This is a genomic window from Synechococcus sp. R5-12 (assembly GCF_047502655.1).
In the GTDB taxonomy this organism is placed as follows: Bacteria; Cyanobacteriota; Cyanobacteriia; order Thermostichales; family Thermostichaceae; genus Thermostichus.
In genome coordinates, this window is record NZ_JANSIM010000230.1 from 1 (window position 1) to 24,904 (window position 24,904).

Genomic DNA, 24,904 nt, shown 5'->3' on the forward strand with positions numbered 1-24,904 from the left:
CCTGCGGCTATGGTGCGGGCCTCCAGCCCGAAAATTTGGTGAAAGCCCCGATCCCGTTCGTGTCAGCAGTGCGGAACATTTTGGCCAGGCCCGCCGTTAGAGGACAAAGTTAACCAGCTTTTTCGGCACCACCACCACTTTTTTGGGTGTTGCCCCCTCCAGGTATTTCTGCGCTGCTTCTGACCGAAGGGCCAACTGTTCCTGCTCCTCCGGCGTTACCTCGGCAGGGGCCTCAAACGAGCCGCGCAATTTGCCGTTCACCTGAATCACAATGGTCACCGTGTCGGCCACCAGCGCTGCCGGGTCATAGCTGGGCCAAGACTGCCGATGCACCGAGTCTGCGCCCCCCAGCGCCTGCCACAGCTCCTCCGCAATATGGGGGGCAAAAGGCGCCATCAGCAACACCAGCGTGCGGATCCCCTCTGCATAAACCGGCGAATCCGGGATCCCGGCCTCCCCCAGAGCATTGCTCAGCTTCATCAGCTCGGCAATGGCAGTGTTGAATTGATAATCGTTTTCCAGATCTTCGCTGACTTCCTTGATGGCGGTGTGGATGGCCCGGCGCAGATCTTTTTCCGCCTTGGTCAGGGATCCCACCTCGACCTTGGCCGGCAACAGCTCTGGGGCCCCGCTCTGCAAGGACTCCGTCCCGCTACCGCGAACGACAAACTCGTACACCTGCCGCCAGACGCGGTTGAGAAAGCGAAATTGCCCTTCCACGTCGGCATCGTCCCACTCCAGATCCTTCTCCGGCGGGGCCTTGAAGAGGATAAACATGCGGGCCGTATCCGCCCCGTAGTGGGCCAGCACCTCCTCGGGATCCACGCCGTTGCCCTTGGATTTGGACATGGTGGCATAGATCACTTCCAGGGGTTCGCCGGTCTCCGGATCTGTGGGGTTGTCGGGATCCTTCACCAGAGCTGCCGGGATCCAGCGATCCTTGCCGGACTTGTTGGGGTTGTAGTAGGTGCGCCCTTGCACCATCCCCTGGGTGAGCAGACGCGAGAACGGCTCGTCAAAATCCAGCAGCCCCCGATCCCGCAACACCTTGGTAAAAAAGCGGGAATAGAGCAGGTGCAGGATGGCGTGCTCAATGCCACCCACATACTGATCCACCGGCAGCCAGGCGTTCACCTGGTCTTTGCGGAAGATCTCTCGGTCGTTGCGGGCATCGCTAAAGCGCAGGAAGTACCACGACGAGCAGACAAAGGTGTCCATGGTATCGGTTTCCCGGCGGGCTTCCGCGCCACAGGTGGGGCACTTCACCTTCACCCAGTCCTCCAACTGGGCCAACGGGGATCCCCCTCGCCCCGTCAGCTCCACCTCCTCCGGCAAGAGCACCGGCAGATCCTCCTCCGGCACCGGCACAATGCCACAGTGGGGACAATGGATCACCGGGATGGGACAACCCCAGTAGCGCTGCCGCGAGATCAGCCAATCCCGCAGGCGGTAGTTGATCTGCTTTTCCCCCAGCCCCTGGGCTTCCAGCCAGGCGATGGCTCTTTCCACGCTTTGCCCTGGGCCTTTGCCCACCGGGATCCCGTCTAGGGGGCCAGAGTTGATCATCACCCCTTCCCCCGTCCAGGCAGCCTGCAGTTCTGAGGACTCCGTCCCGCTGGCGCGATCCGTCGAGGATAAAGAACCCTCTGGCGGCTGCACCACCCGCTTGATGGGCAGGCCAAACTTGCGGGCAAACTCGAAGTCCCGTTGGTCGTGGGCGGGCACGGCCATGATGGCCCCCGTACCGTAGCCCATCAGCACATAGTCGGCAATCCAGATGGGGATTCGCTCTTGGTTGACGGGGTTGATGGCGTAGGATCCCGTCCAAACCCCCGTTTTTTCCCGGTCTTCGGCGCTGCGCTCGATCTCGCTGCGGGCAGCGGCCTGGGCTTGATAGGCTCTGACGGCCTGCAGTTGCTCGGCAGTGGTGAGCTTGTCCACCAAGGGGTGCTCCGGCGACATCACCATGAAGGTGGCCCCCCAGAGGGTATCGGGCCGGGTGGTGAACACTGCCAGCTCGTCCCCTGCCTCGGTTTTGAAAATCACCTTAGCCCCCACCGATTGGCCGATCCAGTTCTCCTGCATGGTGCGCACCCGCTCCGGCCAGCCGGAGAGCTTTTCCAGATCCGCCAGCAGTTGGTCGGCATAGGCGGTGATTTTGAAAAACCACTGCTTGAGCATGCGCTTTTCCACCAGGGCGCCGGATCTCCAGGAACGCCCCTCCGCATCCACCTGCTCGTTGGCCAACACCGTCTGATCCACCGGATCCCAGTTCACTGGCGCTTCCTTCTGGTAGGCCAGGCCGGCCTTGAAAAATTGCAGGAAGAGCCACTGCGTCCACTTGTAGTAGTCGGGGGCGCAGGTGGTGATCTCCCGCTCCCAGTCGTAGGACAGGCCCAACCGCTGCAACTGATCCCGCATCTGGGCAATGTTTTGGTAGGTCCACTTGGCCGGTGGGATCCCCCGGTCGATGGCGGCATTCTCCGCCGGCAGGCCAAAGGCATCCCAGCCCATCGGGTGCAGCACTGCGTACCCCTGCATTCGCTTGTGGCGGGCAATTACATCGGTGATGGTGTAATTGCGCACATGCCCCATGTGCAGGTTGCCGCTGGGGTAGGGGAACATAGACAGGGCATAAAATTTGCGGCTCCCGTCCTTCAGCTCTGGGGTGCGATCCAGCCCAATTTCACGCCAGTGGGCCTGCCACTTGCTCTCGATGGCCTGGGGATTGTAGCGCGCGTCCACGGTTCGATGCTCCTGGGAAAAAAGCGCATACGCTGGGAGATAGAAGCATTTTGACATACTCCCCACGCCAGTGCTCTCAAGCAAGGAACGGGATCCCTATTGGCGCTGACAAACCGACAAGCAGGGATCACAAGCAGAGATCAGTAGGTTTCTTCGTGCCACCTGTCTGCTTTCTTCAGTTCCTTCTGGAACTTGCTCCAATCCTGACCGGCTTGTTCGGCCAAAGGCCCCATGACGTTGTTGATCCCGTCCTCCATCCCCTTGAGGCCGCAGATGTAGGTGTAGGTGTTGGGCTGTTGCAGCATCTCCCACAGCTCGGCGCCGTACTCGGCCATGCGGTTTTGCACGTACATTTTCTTGCCATCGGGGGTCTGTTGCTCGCGGCTGATGGCGTAATCGACGCGGAAGCGATCCCCGTACTGGGCTTTCCAAGCCTCCAGATCCCCGTGGTAGAGCAAGGTGGAGGTGGTGGGCACCCCAAAGAACAGCCAGATCTTGCCCTGATAGTTGGGATCCTCTTCAAACAGGTGCTTGATGAAAGCGCGAAAAGGAGCAATGCCGGTGCCGGTGGCGATCAAAATCAGGTTGGCGTTCTCATCTTCGGGCAGTAGGAAGGTTTTCCCCGATGGCCCCGTGATCATCACCTCGTCGCCTGCCTTCAAATCGGTGAGGAAGCCGGAGCAGACCCCCACCCCCGGCTGGCCTGTCTCTCTATCGACATATTCAGCCCGCTTCACGCTCAAAGAGACGGTGCGCCCCTCGCCATCATCGCCAAAGCGGGTGGAAGCAATCGAGTAGAGGCGGGGCTTGTGGGGCTTGCCCTTGGCATCTTCGCCAGGAGGGATAATGCCAACGCTTTGCCCTTCTAGGTAGCGGTAGTTGGGATCCGGCAAGCTGAGCACAATGTGCTTGGTCAGTCCGGGTGCTCCTTCACCGACAATGGAGTAGGTCTCCACGCAGTGGCCGATCAAGGGGGCGTTGGGACGATACAGATTGACGACAACCTCTCGCTTTTCTGCGCTGGCAACCATAACCGTGATCTGCTCCTGGCTCTGGGAGGAAATGAGTTTACAGATAGCAAACACCATAGCAGCCCGGCTGCTCAAACGGAACTTGCCAGAAGAACAGCAGACGACCTTCGCCAGCCCCCCAGGCCGTCCTGAGAGCGGCAACCCCGGAAAAATAATCCCGGCCAAGCTCATCGGCCAAAAATATGGATTTTTTGTTAAATTGTTGCTTAGGGTGCCCACCTCTCTGGCCCACAAGCGGGTTGTGAGGTAACGGCTTCATTTGGTATCATGCAAGGCCGTAACAGTTGGTAACTTTTTAGAGCCTTTTTCTCAGTTTTGCCCTGCCCGTCCCCAAGGAGTTCCCATGGCAAGCAGTCCTGATCGTGTTGTGATGATTGGTGTCGCCGGAGATTCTGGCTGTGGCAAGTCCACCTTTTTACGCCGGCTGGGGGATCTATTTGGCCGGGATCTGATTACCACCATCTGTCTGGATGACTATCACTCCTTGGATCGCTACCAGCGCAAAGAGAAGGGCATCACGGCGCTGGATCCCCGCGCCAACAACTTCGACCTGATGTACGAGCAGGCCAAGGCGCTCAAGAACGGCCAAAGCGTGATGAAGCCCATCTACAACCACGAGACGGGGCTGATTGACCCACCGGAGCTGGTGGAGCCCAACCGCATCATCGTCCTGGAGGGGCTGCATCCCATGTATGACGAGCGGGTGCGCCAGCTGCTGGACTTCAAGGTGTACTTGGATCTGGCCCCAGAGATCAAGATTGCTTGGAAAGTGAAGCGGGACATGGCGGAGCGGGGCCACACCTACGAAGATGTGTTGCGCTCAATCGAGGCTCGCCGCCCGGACTTTGAAGCCTATGTCGATGTGCAGAAGCAGTACGCCGATGCCGTCATTGAGGTTTTGCCTACCCAGTTGTTGCCGGAGCTGGATCCAGAGCACAAAGTACTGCGGGTGCGGCTGATCCAGCGGGAAGGGGTGAAGTACTTCGACCATGTTTATCTCTTTGACGAAGGCTCCACCATTGATTGGATCCCCTGCGGCAAAAAGCTGACCTGTTCCTACCCAGGGATCCGCCTTCACTACGGCCCTTCCACCTACTTCGATCACCCAGTCTCGATTCTGGAGATCGACGGCACCTTCGACAAGCTGGAAGAGGTCATCTACATCGAGAACCACCTGAGCAACCTGTCCACCCGCTACTATGGCGAGCTGACGGAACTGTTGCGCAAGCACTCGGAATACCCGGGATCCCGCAATGGCTCTGGCCTGATCCAGGTCATCGTGGGCCTGAAGCTGCGCGCCCTTTACGAGCAAATTCGGGCAGAAGCCAAAGAGCTGGCGGTGGCTTCCTAGTGTTTGCCCCGCTTAGAGGATCCCTTCGGTAAAGTGTTGGTGCAGGTCGGCTGACCCAGCATAGGTCGGCAGTAGGGCTTCGGTGTATGCAGGGATTCCAGTTGGAGATCTTTCCGGAGGGCCCCGTCTTAATCCAACGGGCCATCGAGATTTGGCAAGGTCGGTCAGCCGCTGCCATTCGCGAGCGGGGACGCTTTACGGTGGTCTTGGCCGGGGGAAGCACCCCCAAGAAGCTGTATGCTGCCCTGGCCCAAACCCCAGGGATCCCTTGGCAACAAACCTGGCTGTTCTGGGGAGACGAGCGCTATGTTCCCCCGGATCACCCTGAGAGCAACTACCGTATGGTACGAGAAACCCTGCTGCAGCAGATCGGGATCCCGGCGGCTCAAGTTTTCCCTATGCCCACCCAAGCGGGGGATCCCCTTCGCGATGCTGCCGAATACGAGGCCACCCTACGGCAGATTTTCGGTCCAGAGTGCCCTTCTCTCGACCTGGTATGGCTGGGGGTGGGGGAAGACGGCCACACAGCTTCCTTGTTTCCCGACACCGCCGCTCTGCAGGTGCAGCACCGCTGGGTGACGGTGGGGCAAAAAGGGCAGGAGCCGCGTCTAACCTTGACCTATCCCGTCCTCAATCAGGCAGCCCAGGTGGTGTTCCTGGTAACCGGAGCGAACAAAGCCCCCATCGTGAAAGAGGCGCTGACCACCGAGGCCCACCTACCCTGCCAGCGCGTAAACCCCAGAGGACGGCTGCTGTGGTTGCTGGATGCGGCGGCAGCGGCTCAACTGCCCCTGCCCTGTGTCCCGCTGCTCAGCTAAACAACAGGCGGGCTAACTGCCGATGGGATAGGATCCCCAGGCCCACCGCCCCCAAAATCATCCCAGCCCATTCCAGTGGCCACAGGTTTGATAGCCCCAGCGGCCAACGCACCAGGTTTCATGGGTCGAGAACCGGCGGGGCAGGGATCCCTCAGGGGGTACCGGGCAAATTCTTCAGTACTGGAATCACCAGCTCTTGGACGGGCAGCGCTACGGGCTGGGCGGAGTCACTGCTCAGGGAGCTGGATGGCGCAGAAGGAGAAGAGCTGGGGATCTCGCCCATGGGCCGCAGTTGCCAGCGGATGATCTGCTCGCCGCGGTAAAAGGTAACCAACAACTGATCCCCTTGCGATTGAATTTGCCAAGTGCCATCGCCGCTGGTTACCGAAATATGGCCGCCGGAAAAGGGTGCATCCAAAGCCGGCCCCGATTGGCTCCAGATACGCCCGCCACCCGTTTCCAAGATCAATTGCACCGTCGCCCCCTGCCCCTGGCCGCTCAAAATTTGGCCGGTTCCGCTCCAAACTCGGGTTTCCGTCTGAGCCACGGCGGGTTGCCCAAGCTGCAGAACCACGAGCAACAGCCCTGCCCAGCTCCAGTGATTTCGCAGCCTCCCTCTCCCATCAGGGAAGAAGGAAGAAGAGCGAGAGAAACAAGCCATTGCACTCACGTTGATACCACGCGCCGCGATAGGACTGAAACAGACGAAGAAGAAGGCGAAAAGGTGTCGCAGGAAGCAATCCCTTACACAGTTTTTTTCACAGCTCGCTGAAAGCCTTTGGGATCCCTCTGCGCTCTCTTGGCTCTGGGTTAAGCCTGCTGCCGGAATCCGCCCTCGGCTTGATCCCAATCTAGCAATCTCCATACCCCCAGCCAGGATGTAACCTGAGGCTCTAGCTGCGGGGATCCCCAGCAACTGTTTCGTCAATGCGCAGAGTCAAGACCCAGAGTGCCTCCGCCGCAATCGTAAGCCTCACTACTTGAGAGAAAGGAAACGCTCCAGAGCTGCCACCATTGCCGGTGGCCAACGGCGGACGGTTTTCACCCATTCCAGGTCGGCGTAGCGGGGATCCAGCCCTTGCACAGCCACCCAATGACTTTCGGCCTCTCCTTGCCGACCCTGCGCCCAAAGGATGGCACTGAGAGCAGCCCGCATATCTGGAAACTTCGGGTACTTGCGCACCAGAGCCCGCATCAAGCGCAGAGCAGCTTCTGTTTCACCCACCTGGTAGAGGCTCAGAGCATAGTTGGCCTGAGCGAAGGCGTAGTCGGGAGCCAGTTCTGTAGCGCGGCGGTAGTCAGCCAAGGCCTGTTGCCATTGGCCCAGCCCTGCTTCCGCATTGCCACGGTTGTTGTAGGCTGCCGCATCGTTGGGATCCAACTGCAACACTCGTTCGTAGTCTGCAATCGCCTCCTGCCACCGCCCCAGCCCCTCCAGAGCAGTTCCTCGATTTAGATAGGGATCCGGCGCCTCAGGGGCCAAACGAATGGCCTCAGCATAATCCTCCAGAGCTGCCTGCAGTTGGTGCAAGCTGACACGGGCATTGCCCCGGTTGCTCCACAGGGCTGGATTATCAGGCTGGATCTGCAACAGTTGAGTCCACAGGGCTTCCGCCTGGGCAAAATCTCCCCTCTGAGTAGCCGCAAAGGCCTCCTCAAACAGTCGATCGATCTCGTGATCTACCCTGTTGCTCGCTGCCGTTGCCACCACACCCGATCCAGGCCAGATAGGGATCCCCAACCAAAGCAGCAGCCCCAGCAACAGAGCCGAGAGGACATTGGAGACAGACTTCATGGCCGCCAAAACCACCTCAGATGGGGTGTTTCCACCTTAAGCCATCGCCGCAGGGGGTCTGATGGTTAGCGCGCCCTGGAGGACTCGAACCCCCGACATCCGGTTTTGGAGACCGACGTTCTACCAACTGAACTAAGGACGCATTGGCCTAGGGTCACACCCGCTTACCCAGTGTAGCAGGTACACCCACCTTTCAAAGAAGCTGTTCCTTGCTATCCGCACTCTCTGTCTTGGCCTTGATACGAGTGGCTTTGCCCACCCGATCCCGCAAATAGAACAGCTTGGCCCGACGCACTTTACCCCGCCGCAGCACCTGAATCGACTCGATGCGCGGGGAGTGAATGAGGAAAACCCGCTCCACACCGATCCCTTGGAAAACCTTGCGCACCGTAATGGTGCGGTTGATACCGGAGTGGCGCATGGCAATGACCGTGCCCTCAAAGGCTTGTACCCGCTCCTTGCCCCCCTCTTGGATGCGAACTCCCACCCGTACCTGATCGCCAACCCGAATCTCCGGCAGATCCGACTTCATCTGGGCAGCTTCAATGGAGCGGATGATCTCCTCAGCGTTGATGCGAACGTTCATGGCTTTCCCGCGCTACCGGCAGTCAATCATCGTAGCAATCGTCCCTGTTTTTTGTACAGAGCTGGCCGAATAGACCTCAAGAGGCGGGAGACTGTGTTTACGCTTCCCCCATTTTTCCAATAGGCTAGACAAAGATAAAGCTTTTGTTACAAACGGGAGACTTTTGTGATCCTGCACACCGATGAGCCCAAGACGGGATCCCTGTCTACTCCCAGGCCTGCAGATCAGCCTCTGCCCCAGAGCAAACCCCGCCCCAAGAGATTTCCCTTCGGTTGGATGCTCTTGGGCTTGCTGTTGGCTGGCCTAGGGGGCAGCGGTCTCCTGATCCAGCGTCAGCTGCAGCAGCAGAGGGCAGAACGGCTGGAAAGATTGACGGTACCGGTTCAAGTGGTGGATCTGACCCAACGCCTGCGGGTGAGCGGCCAGGTGCAGCCGCTCCGCCAGGTGAATGTCAGCCCTCGCGAGTCGGGTCGCCTGGCGGAACTGTTGGTGGATCAGGGAGATGAAGTGGTGGCAGGGCAGTTATTGGCCCGGATGGACTACGGCGATCTCGCCAGTGGCATTCGCCAAGCCCAAGCCCGCATTCAAGAGCTGCAAGCCCGTCTAGCGGAGCAACAGGCCGGAGAGCGCCCCCAGGTGATCGCGGCGGCCCAGGCCAGGGTGGATGCTGCCCGGTCGCAGGTGGACTTGGCCCAGAGGGAGTTGGAGCGCATTCAGGCCCTGGTGCAGGCGGGGGTGATAGCCCGCAGCGAGCTGGATCAACGCTCGGCCCGCCTGGAACAAGCACAAGCGGATTTACGAGCTGCCCAACAGGAGCTGGAGCGATTGCAACTGGGGAGCCGCCCGGAAACCCTACAGCAAATTCAAGCCCAAATTGCCCAGGCACAAGCCGAGCTGGCCCAACGGCAATCCCGGTTGGCTGACACCGAAGTCCGCGCCCCCTTTTCCGGTGTGGTGGTGCAGCGCTTTGCCGAGGTGGGATCCTTTGTAGCTCCCACAACAGCAGCTTCCGATGCCACCGCAGCTTCTTCCAGTTCCATTTTGGCGCTGGCTCAGGGAATTGAGGTGCGGGCAGAAGTGCCAGAAGCCCAGATTGCCCAGGTGCGGGTGGGTCAGCCGGTGGAGATCCGCTCCCTGGCCTACCCCGACCGCCTGGTGCAGGGGCGGGTGAAGCGGATTGCACCCGCTACGGTGGTGGTGCGAGAGGTAACCGTCTTTCGGGTCTTCGTTGAACCGGAGCCTGGGGCCGACTTTTTGCGCACCGGCATGACTGTTTCGGTGGATTTCATTGGGGATCCCCAGCCTCAGGCTCTGACGGTGCCCTCAGTGGCTATCCTCCGGGAGGAAAGCCAGGAAGGCGTGCTCCTGCTGGATCCCCAAAGCCGGCAACCTGTCTATCGCCGCGTGGAAACGGGCATCACTCAGGGTGGAGTTACCCAAATCCTCTCTGGTCTGCAGGCAGGGGATCGGGTCTTTACTGCCCTGCCTCCTGGGGTGAACCTAGAGACTTTGATTAAAAGAGCGGAGCAACAGCCATGAGCCTGGCAACGGCGGCCAAAATGGCCTGGCAAATGGTGCGACGGCATCGCCTGCGCACGGGGTTGAGCATGCTCGGGATCCTCATCGGCAATGCGGCGGTGGTGGCCATTGCCGGATTTGGCTACGCCGCCCAAGAGATGGCGGTGGATCAATTTCGCTCTCTGGGCACCAACTTGCTGATCGTCTTTTCGGCCAACTTGGGCCTGGTCGATGCCGGCAACATCCGCCCCCTCACTTTGGAGGATGTGCGAGCCATTGCTGCGGAAGTGCCTGCCGTGTCAGCAGCCGTCCCCAGCCTGGGCACCAATGTGCGCGCGGTGCGAGGTGGAGTGGATCGCCGCTATGAGGCCACCGGCACTTGGCCGGAGTACTTGTCGGTCTTGAACCTGGAGATCGAGGCAGGCCGCTTTCTCTTGCCCTCCGACATCGAGGAACAGCGCCCGGTGGTGGTGCTGGGCAGCGATGCCGCCAGCCAGTTGTTCGGCCTGGACCCTGCCGCTGCCATTGGGGAGACCGTCCTACTGAACAACTTGCCCTTCGAGGTGATCGGCACTTTGCGCTCGAAGCCGACGGTGTTTGGCAACAGCGATGCCGGAGTGTTTCTGCCGGTGGACGTGGTGGCCAATCGGTTGGTCGGGCGGCGTTCCCCCTACGGCACAGAGCTGACGGCGATTTTCGTCTCGGCCCGCTCTGAAGCCGATCTGCCTGCTGCCGAGTTCCAAATCCGCAACCTGCTGCGCCAGCGGCACCAATTGGTGGGAGAAGATGACTTCATCATCCGCAACCAAAAGGTGCTCCTGGATGGGTCGGCCAGGATTTTGAGCCTGCTGCGGGTGCTGCTGACGGGCACGGCGGCCCTCTCCCTGCTGGTGGGAGGGGTGGGGATCATGAATGTGATGCTTATCTCGGTTGCGGAACGCACCCATGAGATCGGGCTGCGCAAGGCGATCGGGGCCGATAGCCGCCAGATTTTGCAGCAATTTGCCGCCGAAGCGATTTTCATTGCCGTGACCGGGGGGGTGCTCGGGATCCTCCTCAGCAGCGGCCTGCTGGTGGCGGTGCAGGTGTTCACCCCCTTGGCCACCCAAGTCGATGGGGTGGCAGTGGGAGTGGCGTTCTCCCTTTCCACTGGGATTGGGCTGGTCTTCGGCATTTTCCCGGCCCGCAAAGCGGCGCAACTGGATCCCATTGAGGCCCTGCGGGCTTAGAGCTCGTATCCAAACAGGCGGGGATCCGCCGGCTGCCCATCGAGATCCGCCAGGCCATATTCTGCCCAGCGGCGATCCACCAAGCGGGCCACCTCTGGATCTGGAGCAAGGGGCTCCCGCCAGGGAGCATCGGTTTCCGGGGGGATCTTGGTGGTGGCATCAATGCCCATCTTGCCCCCCAGACCCCGTTTTTCGGTGGCAAAGTCCAAGGTGTCAAAGGGGTTGTCCGCCAGAATAAACACATCCCGCTGCGGATCCACCCGCGAACACAGACACCAGAGCACCTGCCGTGGATCTCGCACATTGATATCCTTGTCCACCACGATCACAAACTTGGTGTAGCTAAATTGGGGCAGGGCGCTCCAAAAAGCCAAAGCCGCCCGCCGCGCCTGGCCAGGGTAGGCCTTGTCGATGGAGAGGATGGCTGCTTTGTAGCCCAGCGCCTCCATCGGCAAAAAGAAATCTACAATCTCCGGCACCTGCTGCCTGAGGATGGGGGTGTAGATGCGGTTCAGGGCCAGCGCCATCATGTCGTTTTCTTTGGGGGGCTTGCCGCTGAAGGTGGTGAGATAGATGGGATCCCGGCGGTGGGTCAAGCAGTGGAAGCGAATCAGAGGGGCCTGCTCGTTGCGGGGGCCATAGTAGCCGATGTGATCCCCGGCAGGCCCGTCGGGGGCCACTTCCCCAGGGGTGATGGTGCCCTCCAAAACGATCTCAGCATGGGCCGGCACCTGCAGATCCACCGTTTTGCACTGGGCCAGGTGCAACCCTTCTCCGGCGTAGAGACCGGCAAACAGCCACTCCGACAGATCCACCGGCAGGGGTGTGGCCGCCGCCAGAATCACCACCGGATCCACCCCCACCGCCACCGCCACCTCCAACTTTTGGCCCAGGGCCGCCGCTTTGCGCAGATGCCGAGTCGCCCCCCGCACCGACAGCCATTGCACCGTCATGGTGGTGCGGCTTTGCAACTGCAGGCGGTACACCCCCACGTTGGGGATCCCGTTTTCCGGGTCTTTGGTGACCATCAGGCCCAAGGTCAGCACCCGTCCGGCATCGCCGGGGTAGACCCGCAACAGGGGCAATTGGGTGAGATCCACTTCCTCTCCCCGCCGCACCACCTGCTGACAGGGAGGGATCAGATCCCGGCTGGGTTTAGCTTTGAGTACGCTAAACAGAGCTTGTCCCAACTCCACCGCCTGGGCAAAGGTTTTGGGGGGCCGTGGCTGGTAGAGCAAGGCCAATTTTTTCCCCAAGGTCTCCAGCTCCTGCGGCTGCTCCATCCCCATCGCCCAGCAAATGCGCTCCACCGTGCCCAGGGTGTTGATGAGCAGCGGCATTGAGGATCCCTTCACCCGCTCAAACAGCAGCGCCGGCCCCCCGCAGGCCAAGAGGCGATTGGCAATCTCGGCAATTTCCAGATCGGGATCCACTTCTGCCGAAATGCGGCGGAGCTGACCACGGGATTCCAGCAGAGCAATAAAACGGCGTAGATCTCTGGGCATGAAAGGGAACCTAAGGGCTTACTTGTCGCGATTGAGGGCTAACCCGCTCATGAAGGGCTTCTGCAGCGCAATAAACACCAGCAGCGGCGGGATACTGGCGATGATCGCTCCCAGCATCATGGGGCCATAGGAGGCCGAGCTATCCAGATTGAGCAGGGATTGCAGCCCCACCTGCACCACTTGTCGCTCTCGGCCTTGCACGATCAAGCGGGGCCACAGGTACATATTCCAAGCGTAAACGAAGTGAATCACCGCCTGCGCCCCGATGGCGTTCCAGCTCAAGGGGATCAGCACCTGGGTGAGAAATTGCAGCGGGTTGGCCCCGTCCAGTTGGGCCGCCTCCGCCAGCTCGCGGGGAATGTTGGAAAAATGCTGGCGGAACAAAAACGTGGCCGTGGCGCTGGCCAGAAAGGGCACGATTAAAGCGTAGTAGGTGGATCCCCAGCCCAAGTTGGTGACCAACCGCAGCAGGGCAATGATCAAGATTTCTGTGGGCATCATCAGCGTGATCAGCACAAAGCCAAAGGCCAGCCCTTTGCCCGGAAAGCGGAAGTACACAAAGGCCAGCCCGGCTAGCAGCGACAAAACCGTCTTGCCCACGGTGATCGCCACCGCCACGATGGTGCTGTTGACCATGTAGTGGCCCAAGTGCCGCGCCACCATCACCTGATGCCAGTTGAAGGCAAAAGAGGAGCCAAAGGTCAATTGATAGCGGAACACCTCGGCATTGTTCTGGGTGCTCACGATCAGGGCATACAACACCGGAAATCCCAGAACCAAGCAGGCCAGCACCAGGCCCAAATGCACATACCAACGCTCCGGGATCCAGCGCCGCCAACGCCAGGGAGAAGGCTCCACCCGAGTTGAACTGGGCTGGGCTACTTGAGATCGGGGATCCTGCAACAGTTGGGCCATGGCACCTCCGGACAGCAAACGCTGATGAGCAGATGGAGTTTCTGGGTCGATCTTCGGCTTCTCTTGTGAGGATAATCTGCCAGAGTTAAGGGCAACCTAAGGAAGACCGGTCGCGTTAGCGGTGCAAGCACCTCTGCCCAGACTTGCGAGTGCTTTCACCGGCGATGGGGAAACGGGTAGAGTAGAACAGCAGTATCTGGATAACCCAAGAGAGGATCCCATGACTCGAGGCTTTGGCCCCTTCGGCAAAATCCAAGAAGCGCTCAAGAAAGCCCAAGAGGTGCGCGATGGCGCCCAAAGGCTGCAAAAAGAGCTAGAGGAGATGGAGATCGTCGGCGAAGCCGGCAATGGGCTGGTGAAAGTGACGGTCAACGGCAACCAAGAACCTCTCAAAGTCTCTCTGGATCCCCAAGTGCTCCAGGAGTCGGTGGATGTGGTAGAAGACTTGCTCCTGACAGCAATGGTGAACGCCTACACCCAATCTGCTGAGACGATGCGCAAACGCATGGAAGAGCTGACCGGAAACATCAGTCTGCCGGGGTTGGGACTGGGTTGAGCCCCACTTGCTTAACCCCGCTTGCTTAACTCTGTATGTACACTCGCCCCTTGGCTCGCCTCATCGAAGAGCTGCAACGGCTGCCCGGCATTGGCTCCAAAACCGCTCAGCGCCTAGCTCTCCACTTGATCAACCGGCCTGCCGGCGAGATCGAGGCCCTGGCCAAAGCCCTGCTGGAAGCCAAGCAGACGGTTCGGCACTGTTCCATCTGCTTCAACTGGTCAGCGGAGGATCCCTGTGAGATTTGCCGTTCGCCACAGCGGGATCCCTTGCTGTGGTGCGTGGTGGCCGACGTCAAAGACTTGATTGCGATGGAGCGCACCCGCGAGTTCAAGGGGCTTTACCACGTTTTGGGTGGCCTCATCTCCCCCATGAACGGGATCGGGGTCGATCAACTGCACATCCGCGAGCTGGTGGCTCGGGTGGCACGGGAAAAACCGCAGGAGCTGATCTTCGCCCTCAGCCCCAGTGTAGAGGGAGAGGTGACCATGCACGTGGTCAAGGATTACCTGAAGCCAGTTGCCCCCACCTTGCGCATGACCCGCCTGGCCTTCGGCCTGCCCATGGGATCCGAGCTGGAATACGCCGACGAGGTCACCCTGGCCCGTGCCTTGGAAGCCCGGCAGGAGTTGTGAGCCGCCCAGCCCATCAATCGCAGCCGGTTACCCCCTCCGCGCAGTAGGTGCTCCACCAGGGGTTGAAGTTGGCAGGATCCTCCGGCAGAGTGCTGATGTTCAGAAGTTCCTGGAAGCTGCTGTTGCGGCCTCCGTAGCGCAGGTGCATGTGCACCGGATCCCCGTGGGGTGCCCGCAGAATCACATAGGTGAAGGTCTCGCAACTGGCGTCTGCTCCAGGCTGCAACTGAAACAAATCCCAGATGGAACTTAAGGAGCGCTCAGGGTAGTAGAAGGGATCCGGCGCAGCCCCCCGATAGGCGTAGCGACAATTTTCCGCCAGGGGCTTTTTCCCCTCCAGATCGGCGTAGAAGGAGAAGAACTCCATCTTCTCGAACTTCACCCGCTTTGGATTGCGCGGATCGTTGGCCGATTGTTCCAGGGACGTATCCAGAGTGAAAACACCATCAATTCCCAGGTAGGGCACTTTATAAGCATTGGGGGACACAATCTGCAGCTCTAAGGCTGCCGCAGCCGCTCCAAAACCCAAGAGACTCAAGCTGCCGATCAGCCAGGCTAGGGCCGTTGAAGAACAAACTTGACGAGAGGGCATAAAACTTCGTCGTGCCTGTATTGTGCAGTAAAGTCCAGACCAGTCTAAGAAAAGCTTTGAGCTCGTACTATCCCACTGGGGGGCATCTGGCGAGAAATTCGCCGACTGCAGGTGCAGCTTTGGGGAACGGGATCCTAAGACAAGGCGGTAGAATTGAGGTCAGGCTCACCGTAGAGGGGCCAGGTTGGCTGCCCAAGCCTGACTGTCTGGAAACTGTTTTGAAAGCGAGGAAAACCCCGTGGAGCTAGCTGAGATTGAGGAGTTGATGAACAAAGCTGTGCAAGCCACACAGCGCTCCTTTAATACGGTACGCACCGGGCGGGCCAATTCCAGCCTGCTGGATCGGATTCAGGTGGAGTACTACGGCGTGCCCACTCCCCTGAAGGCCCTGGCCAGCCTCACCACGCCAGACTCCAGCACTCTCTTGATCCAGCCCTTTGATCCCTCGACCCTGGCGGCCATTGAGCGGGCCATTGTTGCCTCTGACCTAGGTCTAACCCCCAGCAACGACGGCAAGGTGGTGCGGCTCACCATTCCCCCCCTGACAGAAGAGCGGCGCAAAGAGCTGAGCAAACAGGTGGCCAAGCTGGCCGAAGAGGGGCGAGTCTCGATCCGCAACATCCGGCGGGATGGCATCGACTCGGTGCGCAAGCGAGAGAAAAATGGCGAGCTGTCTGAAGATGAGTCCAAAAGCTTGCAGGATGCCATCCAGAAACTAACTGACCGCTACATTAAGAAGATCGATGAGCTGCTGGCAGAAAAAGAAAAGGAGCTGACGACGCTGTAAAAGCTCCTTGTGGACATAACTCCCCACGCTACTGGCCTGCTTCTGCATAGCCGTAGGACGGGGTTAAAGACCCCATTTTTTGATCAAAACTCGACACTCATCCCGAAACTTCAAGGTTTCCACTTGCCCCTCGGAGTTGAGCAGCCCTTCATTTCTTCTTGTCCGACTCCAACAAGAGGGATCCCGGCTTAGGCCAGGATGGAAGGGGGGAAAACGACAACTCTTGCCGCAATGGATCTGATCCTGTGCCATCAATCGGCGGATTTCGACACCCTGGGGGCGGCGGTGGGAGCGGCGCGCCTGTATCCGGGTGCCCGCATTGCCTTGACCGGGGGATCCCTGCCGGGGGTGCAGGAGTTTTTGGCCTTGTACCGAGATGAATTTCCCCTCATCGAGCTGCGCTCTGTGGATCCGGGACAGGTGCAGCGGTGGATTGTGGTGGATTGTCACGATCCGGATCGCTTGGGAAAAGCTGCCGCTTGGTTGAGCGTCCCCGGCACCCAAATCGAGATTTTCGACCATCACCTCAGGGATCCGGAAACCCCACCGGATGGCTTTTGGCCGCAGCAGCAGGTGAACTGTCATATCGAGGCCGTGGGGGCCACCTGTACCTTGCTGGTGGAGCGGCTGCAGGCTGCTGGGATCCCTCTCAGCCCTTTTGAGCGGCTGGCGCTGGCTTTGGGCATTCACATGGATACGGGATCCCTGACCTTCCCGGAGACCACCGCCCGCGATGCTGCTGCCCTGAGCTGGCTGTTGGATCAGGGGGTGAACCTGGTCTTGTTGCGGCGCTTTTTGGGGGATGGCCTCACCCCAGAGATGCGCGAGCTGCTCAGCCAGGGGTTGGCCCAGATGCAGGTGCAGCAGGTGGGGGAGTATCGCCTGGGAGAATGGCTGCTGGAGCTGCCGGAGTTTGTGCCCGGCTTGGCCGGCCTGGTGATGCGGCTGATGGATCTGACGGGAGTGGATGTGCTGCTCTTGGTGGCGCGGCAGGGGGAGCGGCTCAGCCTGATCGGGCGGGCGCGGCAGGAGTTTGCCCAGTTGGGCAGGGTGATGGCCCTCTACGGCGGCGGTGGACACGATTGTGCTGCAGCAGCCACGTTAAAAGCCAGCCCAGAGCAGCCTTTGCCCGACCCGGCCCAAGTCATGGCGGCCCTCAGGCAGGCTGTCCAAGAGCGGATCCCGCCCCCGGTGACGGCCAAAGATTTGATGTCGGCTCCGGTGCGCACCATCCGACCGGAGATCACCATCGACGAGGCCCAGCGGGTGCTGCTGCGCTACGGCCATTCCGGCCTGGTGGTGGTGGACGCTCAAGGTCGCCTGGTGGGGGTGATCTCGCGGCGGGATATCGATATCGCCCTGCATCACGGGTTTGGCCATGCCCCCGTCAAGGGCTACATGACCACCGACGTGAAAACCCTCTCCCCCGACACCCCCTTGGCGGAGATTCAGCGGTTGATGGTGCAGTGGGATATTGGCCGCCTGCCGGTTCTCCAGGATGGACAGTTGGTGGGCATTGTAACTCGCACCGATGTGTTGCGGCACCTACACGAGTTGCCGGCCCTCTCACCGCAGTTGGCTTTGCCCACCCTTTCCTGCCCTTTGGATCTCACCTTCGCGGCCCTGTCGGAGCGGCATCGACAGTTGCTGGAGCAGGCCGCCCACATCGCCGATGAGAAGGGCCTGAGGTTGTATCTGGTGGGGGGAACGGTGCGGGATCTGCTGCTGCACCGGTGGGGACGGCAGCCCTCACCCAACCTGGAGCGGCTGGATCTGGACTTGGTGGTGGATGGGCCCTACTCTCCGGCCCTGGATGGGACGGATCCCCCGGGCTGGGGCTTGATTTTGGGACAAGCGCTCAAACAGCACTTCCCAGAAGCGCGGCTGGAGATCCACGGCAAATTCCAAACGGCGGCCTTGATCTGGCCAGGAGGCTTTTGTGTGGATATCGCCAGCGCCCGCACGGAGTTTTATCCCTACCCGGCCTCTCCCCCCGAAGTGGCCATGGGATCCATCCAGCAAGACCTCTATCGGCGGGATTTTTCCATCAACGCCTTGGCCTTGCGCCTCAACGGCCCCCAGCGAGGACAGGTGCTGGATTTTTTCGGCGGACAAGCAGATCTGCAACAGGGGATCATCCGGGCATTACACCCCAACAGCTTCATCGAGGATCCCACCCGCATTTATCGAGCGGTGCGCTTTGCGGTGCGCCTGGGCTTCGCCCTGGACTCGACCACAGAAAAATGGATCCGCGCTGCTGTGGCCAGTGGTCTGCACGATGCCGTCGGCGGGGATCGCCTCAAGCAGGAGCTGGCCTACATTCTCGGATCCCGCGATTGGCCCCAAGCCTTTGAGCGGCTGGCAGAATGGGGAGCTTTGCGCTGTATTCACCCCGACCTGGAGTGGGATCCCTCCCTGTGCCGGCGGTTGCAACGGGTGGGCCGCTGGGCTTATCACTTTCGCCGCCGCTATCCTGAGCTGGGATCCCAGGAGATCTGGCAACTGCGCCTAGAGGCTCTCCTCCTCACGCTGCCCCAAGCCCCCCAGGTGGCCAGCCAACTCCACCTTACCCAAGCAGGCATCGAACGCCTCAGCCATTCCTCCTATTACCAAACCCTGTTGGCCCAATTGGATCCCGGCACCCTCTCTCCGGCCCAGGTGGTGCAACTGCTGCAGGGGCTGCGGATCCCGGCGGTGATTTTGTTGGCTGGGATCGCCCCCAAGCCGGCCCGGCGGTTGATCTGGCGCTACTTGCAGGAGTGGTACTGGGTGAAGCCGCTCCTCAACGGCCACGATCTGCGTCGTCTGGGTTACAAGCCAGGTCGCCCCTTCCAAGCCATTTTGGAGCAACTGCGTTGCCTCACCCTGAACGGCGAACTCACCACCCCGGCAGAAGCTGAAGCCTGGCTACAAGAACACTTCCCCCTGCCGCAAGCTCAATACCGAGGAAGAAAGTAGAAGGGCAAATCAGTCGAAATAGAAGAGAGTGACCAACTTGTGTTGTTCCTCAGCATGCTTGCAGGCATCCAGCAGCGTGACGCTGTCGTGGAAGACAAAGCAGATCAACTGCTGGCACTTGCTGATGATCTCCAGGTTGCACAGGCGGCTGGCCTCCGCCAAGGGAAGATGGTCGTTTTCCGGATGCTCCACCAGATGCAGCACCTGCTCCAGGCTGGCCCGCGACTCTGCCGGCTGTCGCTCCAAACTCTGCGGCAAGATCACCGTCAAGGACTTCATGTCCGCCCGCATCGCCCCCCGAATGACGGCCAAGTTGGTGCCAATGGCCCCAGAGGTGAGGATCTGATTGCCGGTAAGGGCCAGGGCATAACTGAGGGTCTCGATCAAATACTGATGGGTAATGGGCACATGACGGCTGCCCAGGATGGCCACTCGCTTCGGCCCAACTTGCTGAATGGCGGCCAACTCCTGCAAAAACGTATCAACGCTGGTGGGGACATCAATAGACTGGGTCAACGGGATCCCTCGGCAGATTCTCTAGATCTTGGCTAGGCTATGCTATCTCAAATTTCCGCTTTGGGATCCGGCCAAGTTGACGCTCTACAACTTCAGCTCCGCACTTTTGGTGAAGTGCTAAGGCTGTCTGCAGCAAGCTGGGCTTGGCTTTGCGCAGAAGATCCCGCCTGGATGTGGATGGTGTAGCTCATACTGCTGTGAACGCCCTTGCCCAGCCAATGGCCGTAAATGGGAGCGGCATCTCTGGGGTAAGCGCTGGCCGCCAAAGCCACATGACCATCGGCCACGGCCAACCCTTGGGTGGGATCAAAGCCCCGCCAACCGGCCCCCGGCAAGTACACCTCCGCCCAAGCGTGCAAATGACGGCGCACAGGCTCTGGGGGTTCTCCACCCCTGCTCTCCCCTGAAGGCCGTGAGGGGCTGACTTGGTAGCCACTGACAAAGCGAGCGGCCAAGCCTACCGTACGGCAGACCTCCATGAACACCAGGGCCAAATCGCGGCAGGCTCCGGTTTTGCGATGCCAGGTCAAGCCGGCAGGCCAGGGATCCCCCTTTTCCCGCAAGATGTGGCGGCATTCTGAATAGATGCGCTGGTTCAGCGCCGGCAGAAAAGCTGTCGTTTCCCCCTGCACGTGATCCCATAGCTCCCAGGCCAAGGCCTGGATGCCGGGATCCGCCTGAGCCGTCAGATAAGGCTGTAATTGGGCTGCCAGCGTGCTGGGATAGTCGATGGGGAGATGGGTGGCCCAATCGCAGAGCAGGTAGTCGAAGGGATTCTGCCGCAGGGTGAGCACCGTGGCCTGAGTTTGGATGCGCAAGTGCTCGGTGGGATCCCCAAACCAGAGCCGAACCGCCGCGTTGCCCTCCAGGTCCACCAGCGCCGATTGGCCCACCGGCTGCGGATCCACCTGCAACTCAAAAGCCAGGAGAGTTTGGATCCCGTCGCAGCGCGGTCGCAATCGCACCGTATGGGGCTCCAGTTGGACTGGACGACTGTAGCGATATTCGATGAGATGGCGGATCTGAATTTGCACAGGCCAAATGACGGGCAAGGAGTTTTATCACAGGCAAAGGAGCACCGAGATCAGGCAACCCAAACTGCTCCCAGATCAAAGCCAAGAAGCGGTTGCATCGTCTGCCCGAGATCTCTAGACTTCAGGGATCCCGAGTTTGAGATCTCCGAGAGCTTTGCCCTGCCTTCCCAATCATCGAAACCTCCAGCTTAGAGCGGATGTACTCCCCAGCCTGTACAGGAGCATAGCGAGGGGGATTTGCTGCATTCTGGCATGTGGGCAGGCATTCGATCCAAGCATCGTCCCGAGGAGCTGTAAAGTAAACCAAAGACAGGCGGCGACTGGAACCGAAAGCCGATCGGGGTGGATTGACCACGCGGTGCAACGTGGAGCGCCAACGGTCATTGGTCCAACGGGATAGCAGATCGCCAACGTTGATGACAAAGGCGTTGGGAACAGCCTGCACATCAATCCACTCTCCTGCTTTGGAGTACACCTGCAGCCCTCCCGGCGCCCCATCCTGTCGCAGAATCGTGAAGCCACCGTAGTCGGAGTGAGCCCCATAGCGTAGCTGTCCCGGGATGGGCTCCACCTCCTGTTCAGGATAATGCACAGCCCGCAGCACTCCCCCTTTCCCCTCCATAAAAGGCAGAAAATAGGTTTCCGGCAGATCCAAAGCCAACGCGCCCATGCGCATCAAGGTTTGGGTGAGCTGAAGCAGAGCCGCATCATAAGCCAGAAGAGCAGCCCGCAGTCCTGCTGGATGGGTGGGCCAAAGGTTGCCCGAATCCGGATCCACCCCTGCTTGGGGCCGTTGTGGATCTTCCCGAAACAGGTCATTGAACACCAGCGCCTCACAGAGATCGTAGGGAACCTCTGCCCCACGGGTAGCGGCTACACTTTCGATGCCAATCGGCAGGTATCCCTGGTTTTTGACGCGATCCGGAGTCACCACCTCCATTTTTTGTTCCAGCGGCAGGTCGAAGAAAGCCCTCGCTCTCTCGTAGGCTGTTTGTATGATGGCCTCCGGGATCCCATGCCCTGTGATCACCACAAACCCCACCTCCTCCAAGGCTGCCCCAAAAGCCTTTGCAACCCCTAGCGGATCCGTGCCCTCCCGAAAGGGGGTCAAATCCAGACAAGGGATCCCAGCTTGCTCAAAGGAAGAAACTGGAGACATAGCCGACATAGAGACAGGTGCTCAGAACAGCTCCTACCCTACAAAGAGAACTTGCCCCAAGACTGTGTGGGCGGATACCCCCTCAAAGCCAGCGCCAGCTCAACCCCATATCCAAACTAGGGATATTCTTGCTTGGCCTGTTGCCAGAGGACTTCCAGCTCCTGGAGACTGCGCCCTTTCAGAAGGGAGCTTTTGCCACCGCCGGGCGTGGATCCCAGCAGTTCCTGAGCCAGCTCTTCCATGCGCAAAAAACGACGGGCAAAGCGCAGATTGGTTTGGGCCAGAGCTTGGGCAGCATCCAAACCGTACCAACGGCCCAAGTTGACCAGAGCAAAAAGCAGATCCCCCAGTTCGGCTTCCTGGCGAGTTGGATCGGGGGGATCCCTCTCCAATTCTCGACGCAGCTCGGCTTCTTCCTCGCGGATCTTGGCCCAGATCCCCTCCACCGTTGGCCACTCAAACCCTGCCCCCACCACTTTGCAGGAAATTTTCAGGGCAGCCATTAGGGGAGGCAAACTTTGGGCATAGTGCAGCAGTTTTTGGCCAAGGCTTTGATCCGGTCGCTCCCTTTGCTTGATCTGTTCCCAAGAGCGGTGCAACTCCGGAAGATCTGCCATCACAGCATCCCCAAACACATGGGGGTGACGGCGGATGAGCTTATCGGCAATTCCCGCAGCCACAGCTTCCAGATCAAAGTGGTTCTGCTCGGCAAAGATCTGAGACTGCAACACCACCTGCAACAACAAATCCCCCAGCTCTTCGGCAATTGCTGCCGGATCCCCGGCTCGAATGGCAGCTACCGTCTCATACGCTTCTTCAAGAATGTAGGGGGTAAGAGACTCTGGAGTTTGGGCCCGATCCCAAGGACACCCGTCGGGAGCGCGCAACCGAGCAACAATAGCCGCCAAACGACTCATGTGTGAGCTAGAGGCGGAACGCTCCAGATAAAGGTGGGCAAAATGGCCCGTCGCTTGAGGATCCCAGCTTTGCAGCGTCAATGGGCCGGCCACCACCTCCAAGTCTTCTGTTAGCAACGTAACAGACTGGACAGGAGAACAGATCTGTTGCAAAACACTGCGCAGCTTCGCCAGATCCTGGCCCCCACAGCTTTTCAGCAGCAGGGATCCCTGCTCAGCAGCGAACCACCGAGCCAGAGCCTGTTGCCAGTCGGGCTGAAGACTATCCAGCGTTTGCAGCATGGTCAAAAGGGTAGGTGCGGCCCAAATCCAAAAGGCGGCTGAGCTGCTCCAGATCGATGAAACTCAACTCCAAAAGAATCATCAGCAACGGCCCTTGCTGGCGATGTTGCAGCTTCTTGGCCAGGCTCAGTTGAGAACGGTCGATGATGCCCGTTTGCAAGAGATATTCCTCAAGGGCTGGGGGGGGAATGGGATCTAGCATGGTCGTTTCGCAGCGCTGAAGTAAGGACGACTATGAAAACTGAGAAGATAGCAAACCAATGTAACTATTCTTAACACTTCTACAGAATTTCGGCAAAGATCTGGCTGGTGCGTAGGCCGAAGGCGAGCTTGCTAAGCGCTGCGCCCACAGCTCCAGGACAAGAGAACCCCTAAATTGCCTCGGCAAATGAGGTTTCCGTATCCAAGGACACAAAAAATGGGTACCAAGAGTTCATGGTATGGTAGCAAATTGGCGATCAGTTGGCAGCACCCCGAAAGGCCGACTGCTTTTTCTTTGTGGGAAAAACCAACTCACCTTGCAAGATGTTACCTTTTTATCTCGTTGAATCCTCGTGCTTGATAAAAATCTTACAACAATTCTTCGGGGATCCAATCTGTTCGGCTCCTCTGGGATCTGCCCTAATGCTGTCATCCTGCTCGGGTTCGGTTTTGGGCATACATCGTCCTACGTTCAGCTAAGCTAGAGACACTTGCCACATGGACTCCCGTTATGTCTGAAGCCCAGGGTTTACTGCCAGTGGGGGCAACGGTTCAAGTGGTGGAGATGCCTCCTTACCTAAAAACGGCTGACCCAATGCCGATGTTGCGCCCGGCCCATTTGATCCGCTTGCACGAACAAGGGGTGATCCTGCAGCGGCGGCTGTTGGGCACCTACAGCGTGCAGTTTGCCAATGGCATCTTTCTCATAGACGGAAAATATCTCGCGCCGGTGGGATCCCTGTCCTGACACGCCCATCTCTCCTCCGAGCCAGCTGGATGGGTTTGCCGGCCTTTAGAACCTTTGGGAGCTGGCAGCTTTCTGCAGAAGCGAGCCTTCAACTGGCCGGCGGACTTTCGCGATAGCCTGAACCGCGGCTAGCCGCTTCTGACGCTTCAGCGAGCTCAGTTGCTTATTCCCGTCAGCGGTGTCGAAGTAGCTGACAGAACTGCCCAGCTTTTGGTAGCTGGTTTTGCGATCTGCCACCGCCGCGCTGTAGAGGGCTCAGCACATCCGCCCCCAGTGGTGCAAGAGTTTTTCTTGCTGGCGACTGGGATAAAGCTGGGCCGCGGCAGCGTTGCGTAGCCACAAAGTGACGCAGGGGGTTACCCTGCCATAGGGTGCCAGTCCGCTGCGCTGAGACTGGAGACTGCCGCGCATCAGGTTAACTCATGTTAATTTGGGGGCATCTTCCTCTTTCTTCCCGCGGTCTCTATGAGCATTCAACTTCCTCGCTGGCTAGAACTGGCCTTGCCTTTCTTTCATCCTGTGCTGATGATTTTGGCATTTGCGCTGGCCCTGTATGCCCTTTACCTGGGTCTGCAAGCGCGACGGGTGCGCACTGCCTCAGCAGAAGAACGCAAGGAGCTGATCAAAGGGAAGTTTGGTCAGCGGCATTTCCTCGCCGGATCCCTGTTCTTGGTGTTGATGGTGTTCGGGGCGCTGGGCGGCATGGGGGTTACCTACCTGAACAATGGCAAGCTGTTTGTTGGGCCTCACCTGCTGGCTGGGTTGGGCATTGTGGCCTTGGTGGCCAGCTCTGCGGCTCTAGCACCGCTGATGAAAGACGGGCAAAAGGTCTGGGCGCGTAATGTGCATGTCCTATTAAACGTGGTGATCCTGGCGATCTTGGGTTGGCAGGCGGTGACCGGCTTTCAGATTGTGCAGCGCATCGTCAACCAAATGCTGACCACACCCCAGGTGGCTTAATCTCCCCGAAAGACCCATGCAACCGTAAACTACCCGGCTCCGACCGCTAAGCGGTACGGAGCGGGC

The 24,904-nt window shown here is 59.5% G+C and carries 24 protein-coding genes and 1 tRNA gene; 10 read left to right on the forward strand and 15 right to left on the reverse strand.

What is annotated here, in order from left to right; all coding sequences use genetic code 11:
* Window positions 1-96 precede the first annotated feature (96 nt).
* Both leuS and NW843_RS11745 read right to left on the reverse strand, forming a co-directional pair.
* Window positions 97-2,802: a leucine--tRNA ligase gene (gene leuS, locus NW843_RS11740; protein WP_414523028.1), complete on the reverse strand. Its 2,706-nt coding sequence runs from the start codon at window positions 2,800-2,802 to the stop codon at window positions 97-99.
* Between the two features lie 83 nt (window positions 2,803-2,885).
* Complete coding sequence (locus tag NW843_RS11745) at window positions 2,886-3,776, reverse strand: ferredoxin--NADP(+) reductase (RefSeq protein WP_011434421.1); 891 nt, start codon at window positions 3,774-3,776, stop codon at window positions 2,886-2,888.
* A 343-nt stretch (window positions 3,777-4,119) separates the two neighbouring features.
* On the opposite strand from NW843_RS11745, the gene NW843_RS11750 reads away from it, so the two are divergent.
* Entirely contained in the window at window positions 4,120-5,127 is a 1,008-nt protein-coding gene (locus NW843_RS11750; protein WP_414523029.1) for a phosphoribulokinase, read from the forward strand.
* 86 nt (window positions 5,128-5,213) lie between these two features.
* The gene (gene pgl, locus NW843_RS11755) at window positions 5,214-5,945 is read left to right on the forward strand and encodes a 6-phosphogluconolactonase (RefSeq protein WP_414523030.1); all 732 of its coding nucleotides are present in this window, start codon (window positions 5,214-5,216) and stop codon (window positions 5,943-5,945) included.
* Between the two features lie 151 nt (window positions 5,946-6,096).
* Here the strand turns inward: pgl and NW843_RS11760 are convergent, their stop codons facing one another.
* The 4 genes from NW843_RS11760 to rplS form a co-directional block, all read right to left on the reverse strand.
* Complete coding sequence (locus NW843_RS11760; RefSeq protein WP_414412641.1) at window positions 6,097-6,519, reverse strand: hypothetical protein; 423 nt, start codon at window positions 6,517-6,519, stop codon at window positions 6,097-6,099.
* Between the two features lie 402 nt (window positions 6,520-6,921).
* A complete protein-coding gene (locus tag NW843_RS11765; RefSeq protein ID WP_414523031.1) occupies window positions 6,922-7,740 on the reverse strand; it encodes a tetratricopeptide repeat protein in 819 nt (272 codons plus the stop codon).
* A 69-nt stretch (window positions 7,741-7,809) separates the two neighbouring features.
* Window positions 7,810-7,882, reverse strand: a tRNA-Trp gene (locus NW843_RS11770).
* 51 nt (window positions 7,883-7,933) lie between these two features.
* On the reverse strand, window positions 7,934-8,314 hold the full coding sequence (rplS, locus tag NW843_RS11775) for a 50S ribosomal protein L19 (protein ID WP_414351837.1): 381 nt from the start codon (window positions 8,312-8,314) through the stop codon (window positions 7,934-7,936).
* A 177-nt stretch (window positions 8,315-8,491) separates the two neighbouring features.
* Between rplS and NW843_RS11780 the strand changes: the two genes are divergently transcribed.
* Window positions 8,492-9,865: an efflux RND transporter periplasmic adaptor subunit gene (locus NW843_RS11780; RefSeq protein ID WP_414523032.1), complete on the forward strand. Its 1,374-nt coding sequence runs from the start codon at window positions 8,492-8,494 to the stop codon at window positions 9,863-9,865.
* Window positions 9,862-11,073 (forward strand): ABC transporter permease, encoded by a 1,212-nt coding sequence (locus NW843_RS11785; protein WP_414424043.1) that lies wholly within the window; start codon window positions 9,862-9,864, stop codon window positions 11,071-11,073. Before NW843_RS11780 ends, NW843_RS11785 begins: the two co-directional genes overlap by 4 nt.
* Here NW843_RS11785 and NW843_RS11790 read toward each other — a convergent pair.
* Together NW843_RS11790 and NW843_RS11795 are read right to left on the reverse strand one after the other, a co-directional pair.
* A complete protein-coding gene (locus NW843_RS11790; protein WP_414523033.1) occupies window positions 11,070-12,578 on the reverse strand; it encodes a UbiD family decarboxylase in 1,509 nt (502 codons plus the stop codon). The genes NW843_RS11785 and NW843_RS11790 overlap by 4 nt on opposite strands.
* 18 nt (window positions 12,579-12,596) lie before the next feature.
* Window positions 12,597-13,493 (reverse strand): carbohydrate ABC transporter permease, encoded by an 897-nt coding sequence (locus NW843_RS11795; protein WP_414351824.1) that lies wholly within the window; start codon window positions 13,491-13,493, stop codon window positions 12,597-12,599.
* A 220-nt stretch (window positions 13,494-13,713) separates the two neighbouring features.
* Between NW843_RS11795 and NW843_RS11800 the strand changes: the two genes are divergently transcribed.
* The gene (locus NW843_RS11800) at window positions 13,714-14,049 is read left to right on the forward strand and encodes a YbaB/EbfC family nucleoid-associated protein (protein WP_011434432.1); all 336 of its coding nucleotides are present in this window, start codon (window positions 13,714-13,716) and stop codon (window positions 14,047-14,049) included.
* 35 nt (window positions 14,050-14,084) lie between these two features.
* Window positions 14,085-14,684 carry a recombination mediator RecR gene (gene recR, locus NW843_RS11805; RefSeq protein ID WP_414399715.1) on the forward strand — a complete coding sequence of 200 codons (600 nt, stop codon included), beginning with the start codon at window positions 14,085-14,087 and terminating at the stop codon, window positions 14,682-14,684.
* Window positions 14,685-14,697: 13 nt separating this feature from the next.
* Here the strand turns inward: recR and NW843_RS11810 are convergent, their stop codons facing one another.
* Window positions 14,698-15,276, reverse strand: coding sequence for a hypothetical protein (locus NW843_RS11810; RefSeq protein WP_414329036.1), 579 nt, complete (start codon window positions 15,274-15,276; stop codon window positions 14,698-14,700).
* A 238-nt stretch (window positions 15,277-15,514) separates the two neighbouring features.
* Between NW843_RS11810 and frr the strand changes: the two genes are divergently transcribed.
* Together frr and NW843_RS11820 are read left to right on the forward strand one after the other, a co-directional pair.
* Complete coding sequence (gene frr, locus NW843_RS11815; RefSeq protein ID WP_011429597.1) at window positions 15,515-16,063, forward strand: ribosome recycling factor; 549 nt, start codon at window positions 15,515-15,517, stop codon at window positions 16,061-16,063.
* 231 nt (window positions 16,064-16,294) lie between these two features.
* Entirely contained in the window at window positions 16,295-19,021 is a 2,727-nt protein-coding gene (locus NW843_RS11820) for a CBS domain-containing protein (RefSeq protein ID WP_414523034.1), read from the forward strand.
* Between the two features lie 9 nt (window positions 19,022-19,030).
* Here the strand turns inward: NW843_RS11820 and NW843_RS11825 are convergent, their stop codons facing one another.
* From NW843_RS11825 to NW843_RS11845, 5 genes are all read right to left on the reverse strand, one after another.
* The gene (locus tag NW843_RS11825) at window positions 19,031-19,537 is read right to left on the reverse strand and encodes a hypothetical protein (RefSeq protein WP_011434437.1); all 507 of its coding nucleotides are present in this window, start codon (window positions 19,535-19,537) and stop codon (window positions 19,031-19,033) included.
* Between the two features lie 92 nt (window positions 19,538-19,629).
* Complete coding sequence (locus NW843_RS11830; protein WP_414523035.1) at window positions 19,630-20,589, reverse strand: transglutaminase family protein; 960 nt, start codon at window positions 20,587-20,589, stop codon at window positions 19,630-19,632.
* 103 nt (window positions 20,590-20,692) lie between these two features.
* Window positions 20,693-21,739: an isopenicillin N synthase family dioxygenase gene (locus NW843_RS11835; protein WP_011429593.1), complete on the reverse strand. Its 1,047-nt coding sequence runs from the start codon at window positions 21,737-21,739 to the stop codon at window positions 20,693-20,695.
* 107 nt (window positions 21,740-21,846) lie between these two features.
* Complete coding sequence (mazG, locus tag NW843_RS11840; protein WP_414523036.1) at window positions 21,847-22,929, reverse strand: nucleoside triphosphate pyrophosphohydrolase; 1,083 nt, start codon at window positions 22,927-22,929, stop codon at window positions 21,847-21,849.
* Entirely contained in the window at window positions 22,910-23,131 is a 222-nt protein-coding gene (locus NW843_RS11845) for a DUF2949 domain-containing protein (protein ID WP_414332365.1), read from the reverse strand. The genes mazG and NW843_RS11845 overlap by 20 nt, the downstream gene beginning before the upstream one ends.
* A gap of 510 nt (window positions 23,132-23,641) precedes the next feature.
* Here NW843_RS11845 and NW843_RS11850 point away from each other — a divergent pair.
* The gene (locus tag NW843_RS11850; protein ID WP_011429589.1) at window positions 23,642-23,878 is read left to right on the forward strand and encodes a DUF3148 domain-containing protein; all 237 of its coding nucleotides are present in this window, start codon (window positions 23,642-23,644) and stop codon (window positions 23,876-23,878) included.
* 255 nt (window positions 23,879-24,133) lie between these two features.
* Here the strand turns inward: NW843_RS11850 and NW843_RS11855 are convergent, their stop codons facing one another.
* The gene (locus tag NW843_RS11855) at window positions 24,134-24,289 is read right to left on the reverse strand and encodes a hypothetical protein (RefSeq protein WP_414390993.1); all 156 of its coding nucleotides are present in this window, start codon (window positions 24,287-24,289) and stop codon (window positions 24,134-24,136) included.
* 54 nt (window positions 24,290-24,343) lie between these two features.
* Between NW843_RS11855 and NW843_RS11860 the strand changes: the two genes are divergently transcribed.
* Complete coding sequence (locus NW843_RS11860; protein ID WP_011429588.1) at window positions 24,344-24,838, forward strand: DUF4079 domain-containing protein; 495 nt, start codon at window positions 24,344-24,346, stop codon at window positions 24,836-24,838.
* Window positions 24,839-24,904 lie beyond the last annotated feature (66 nt).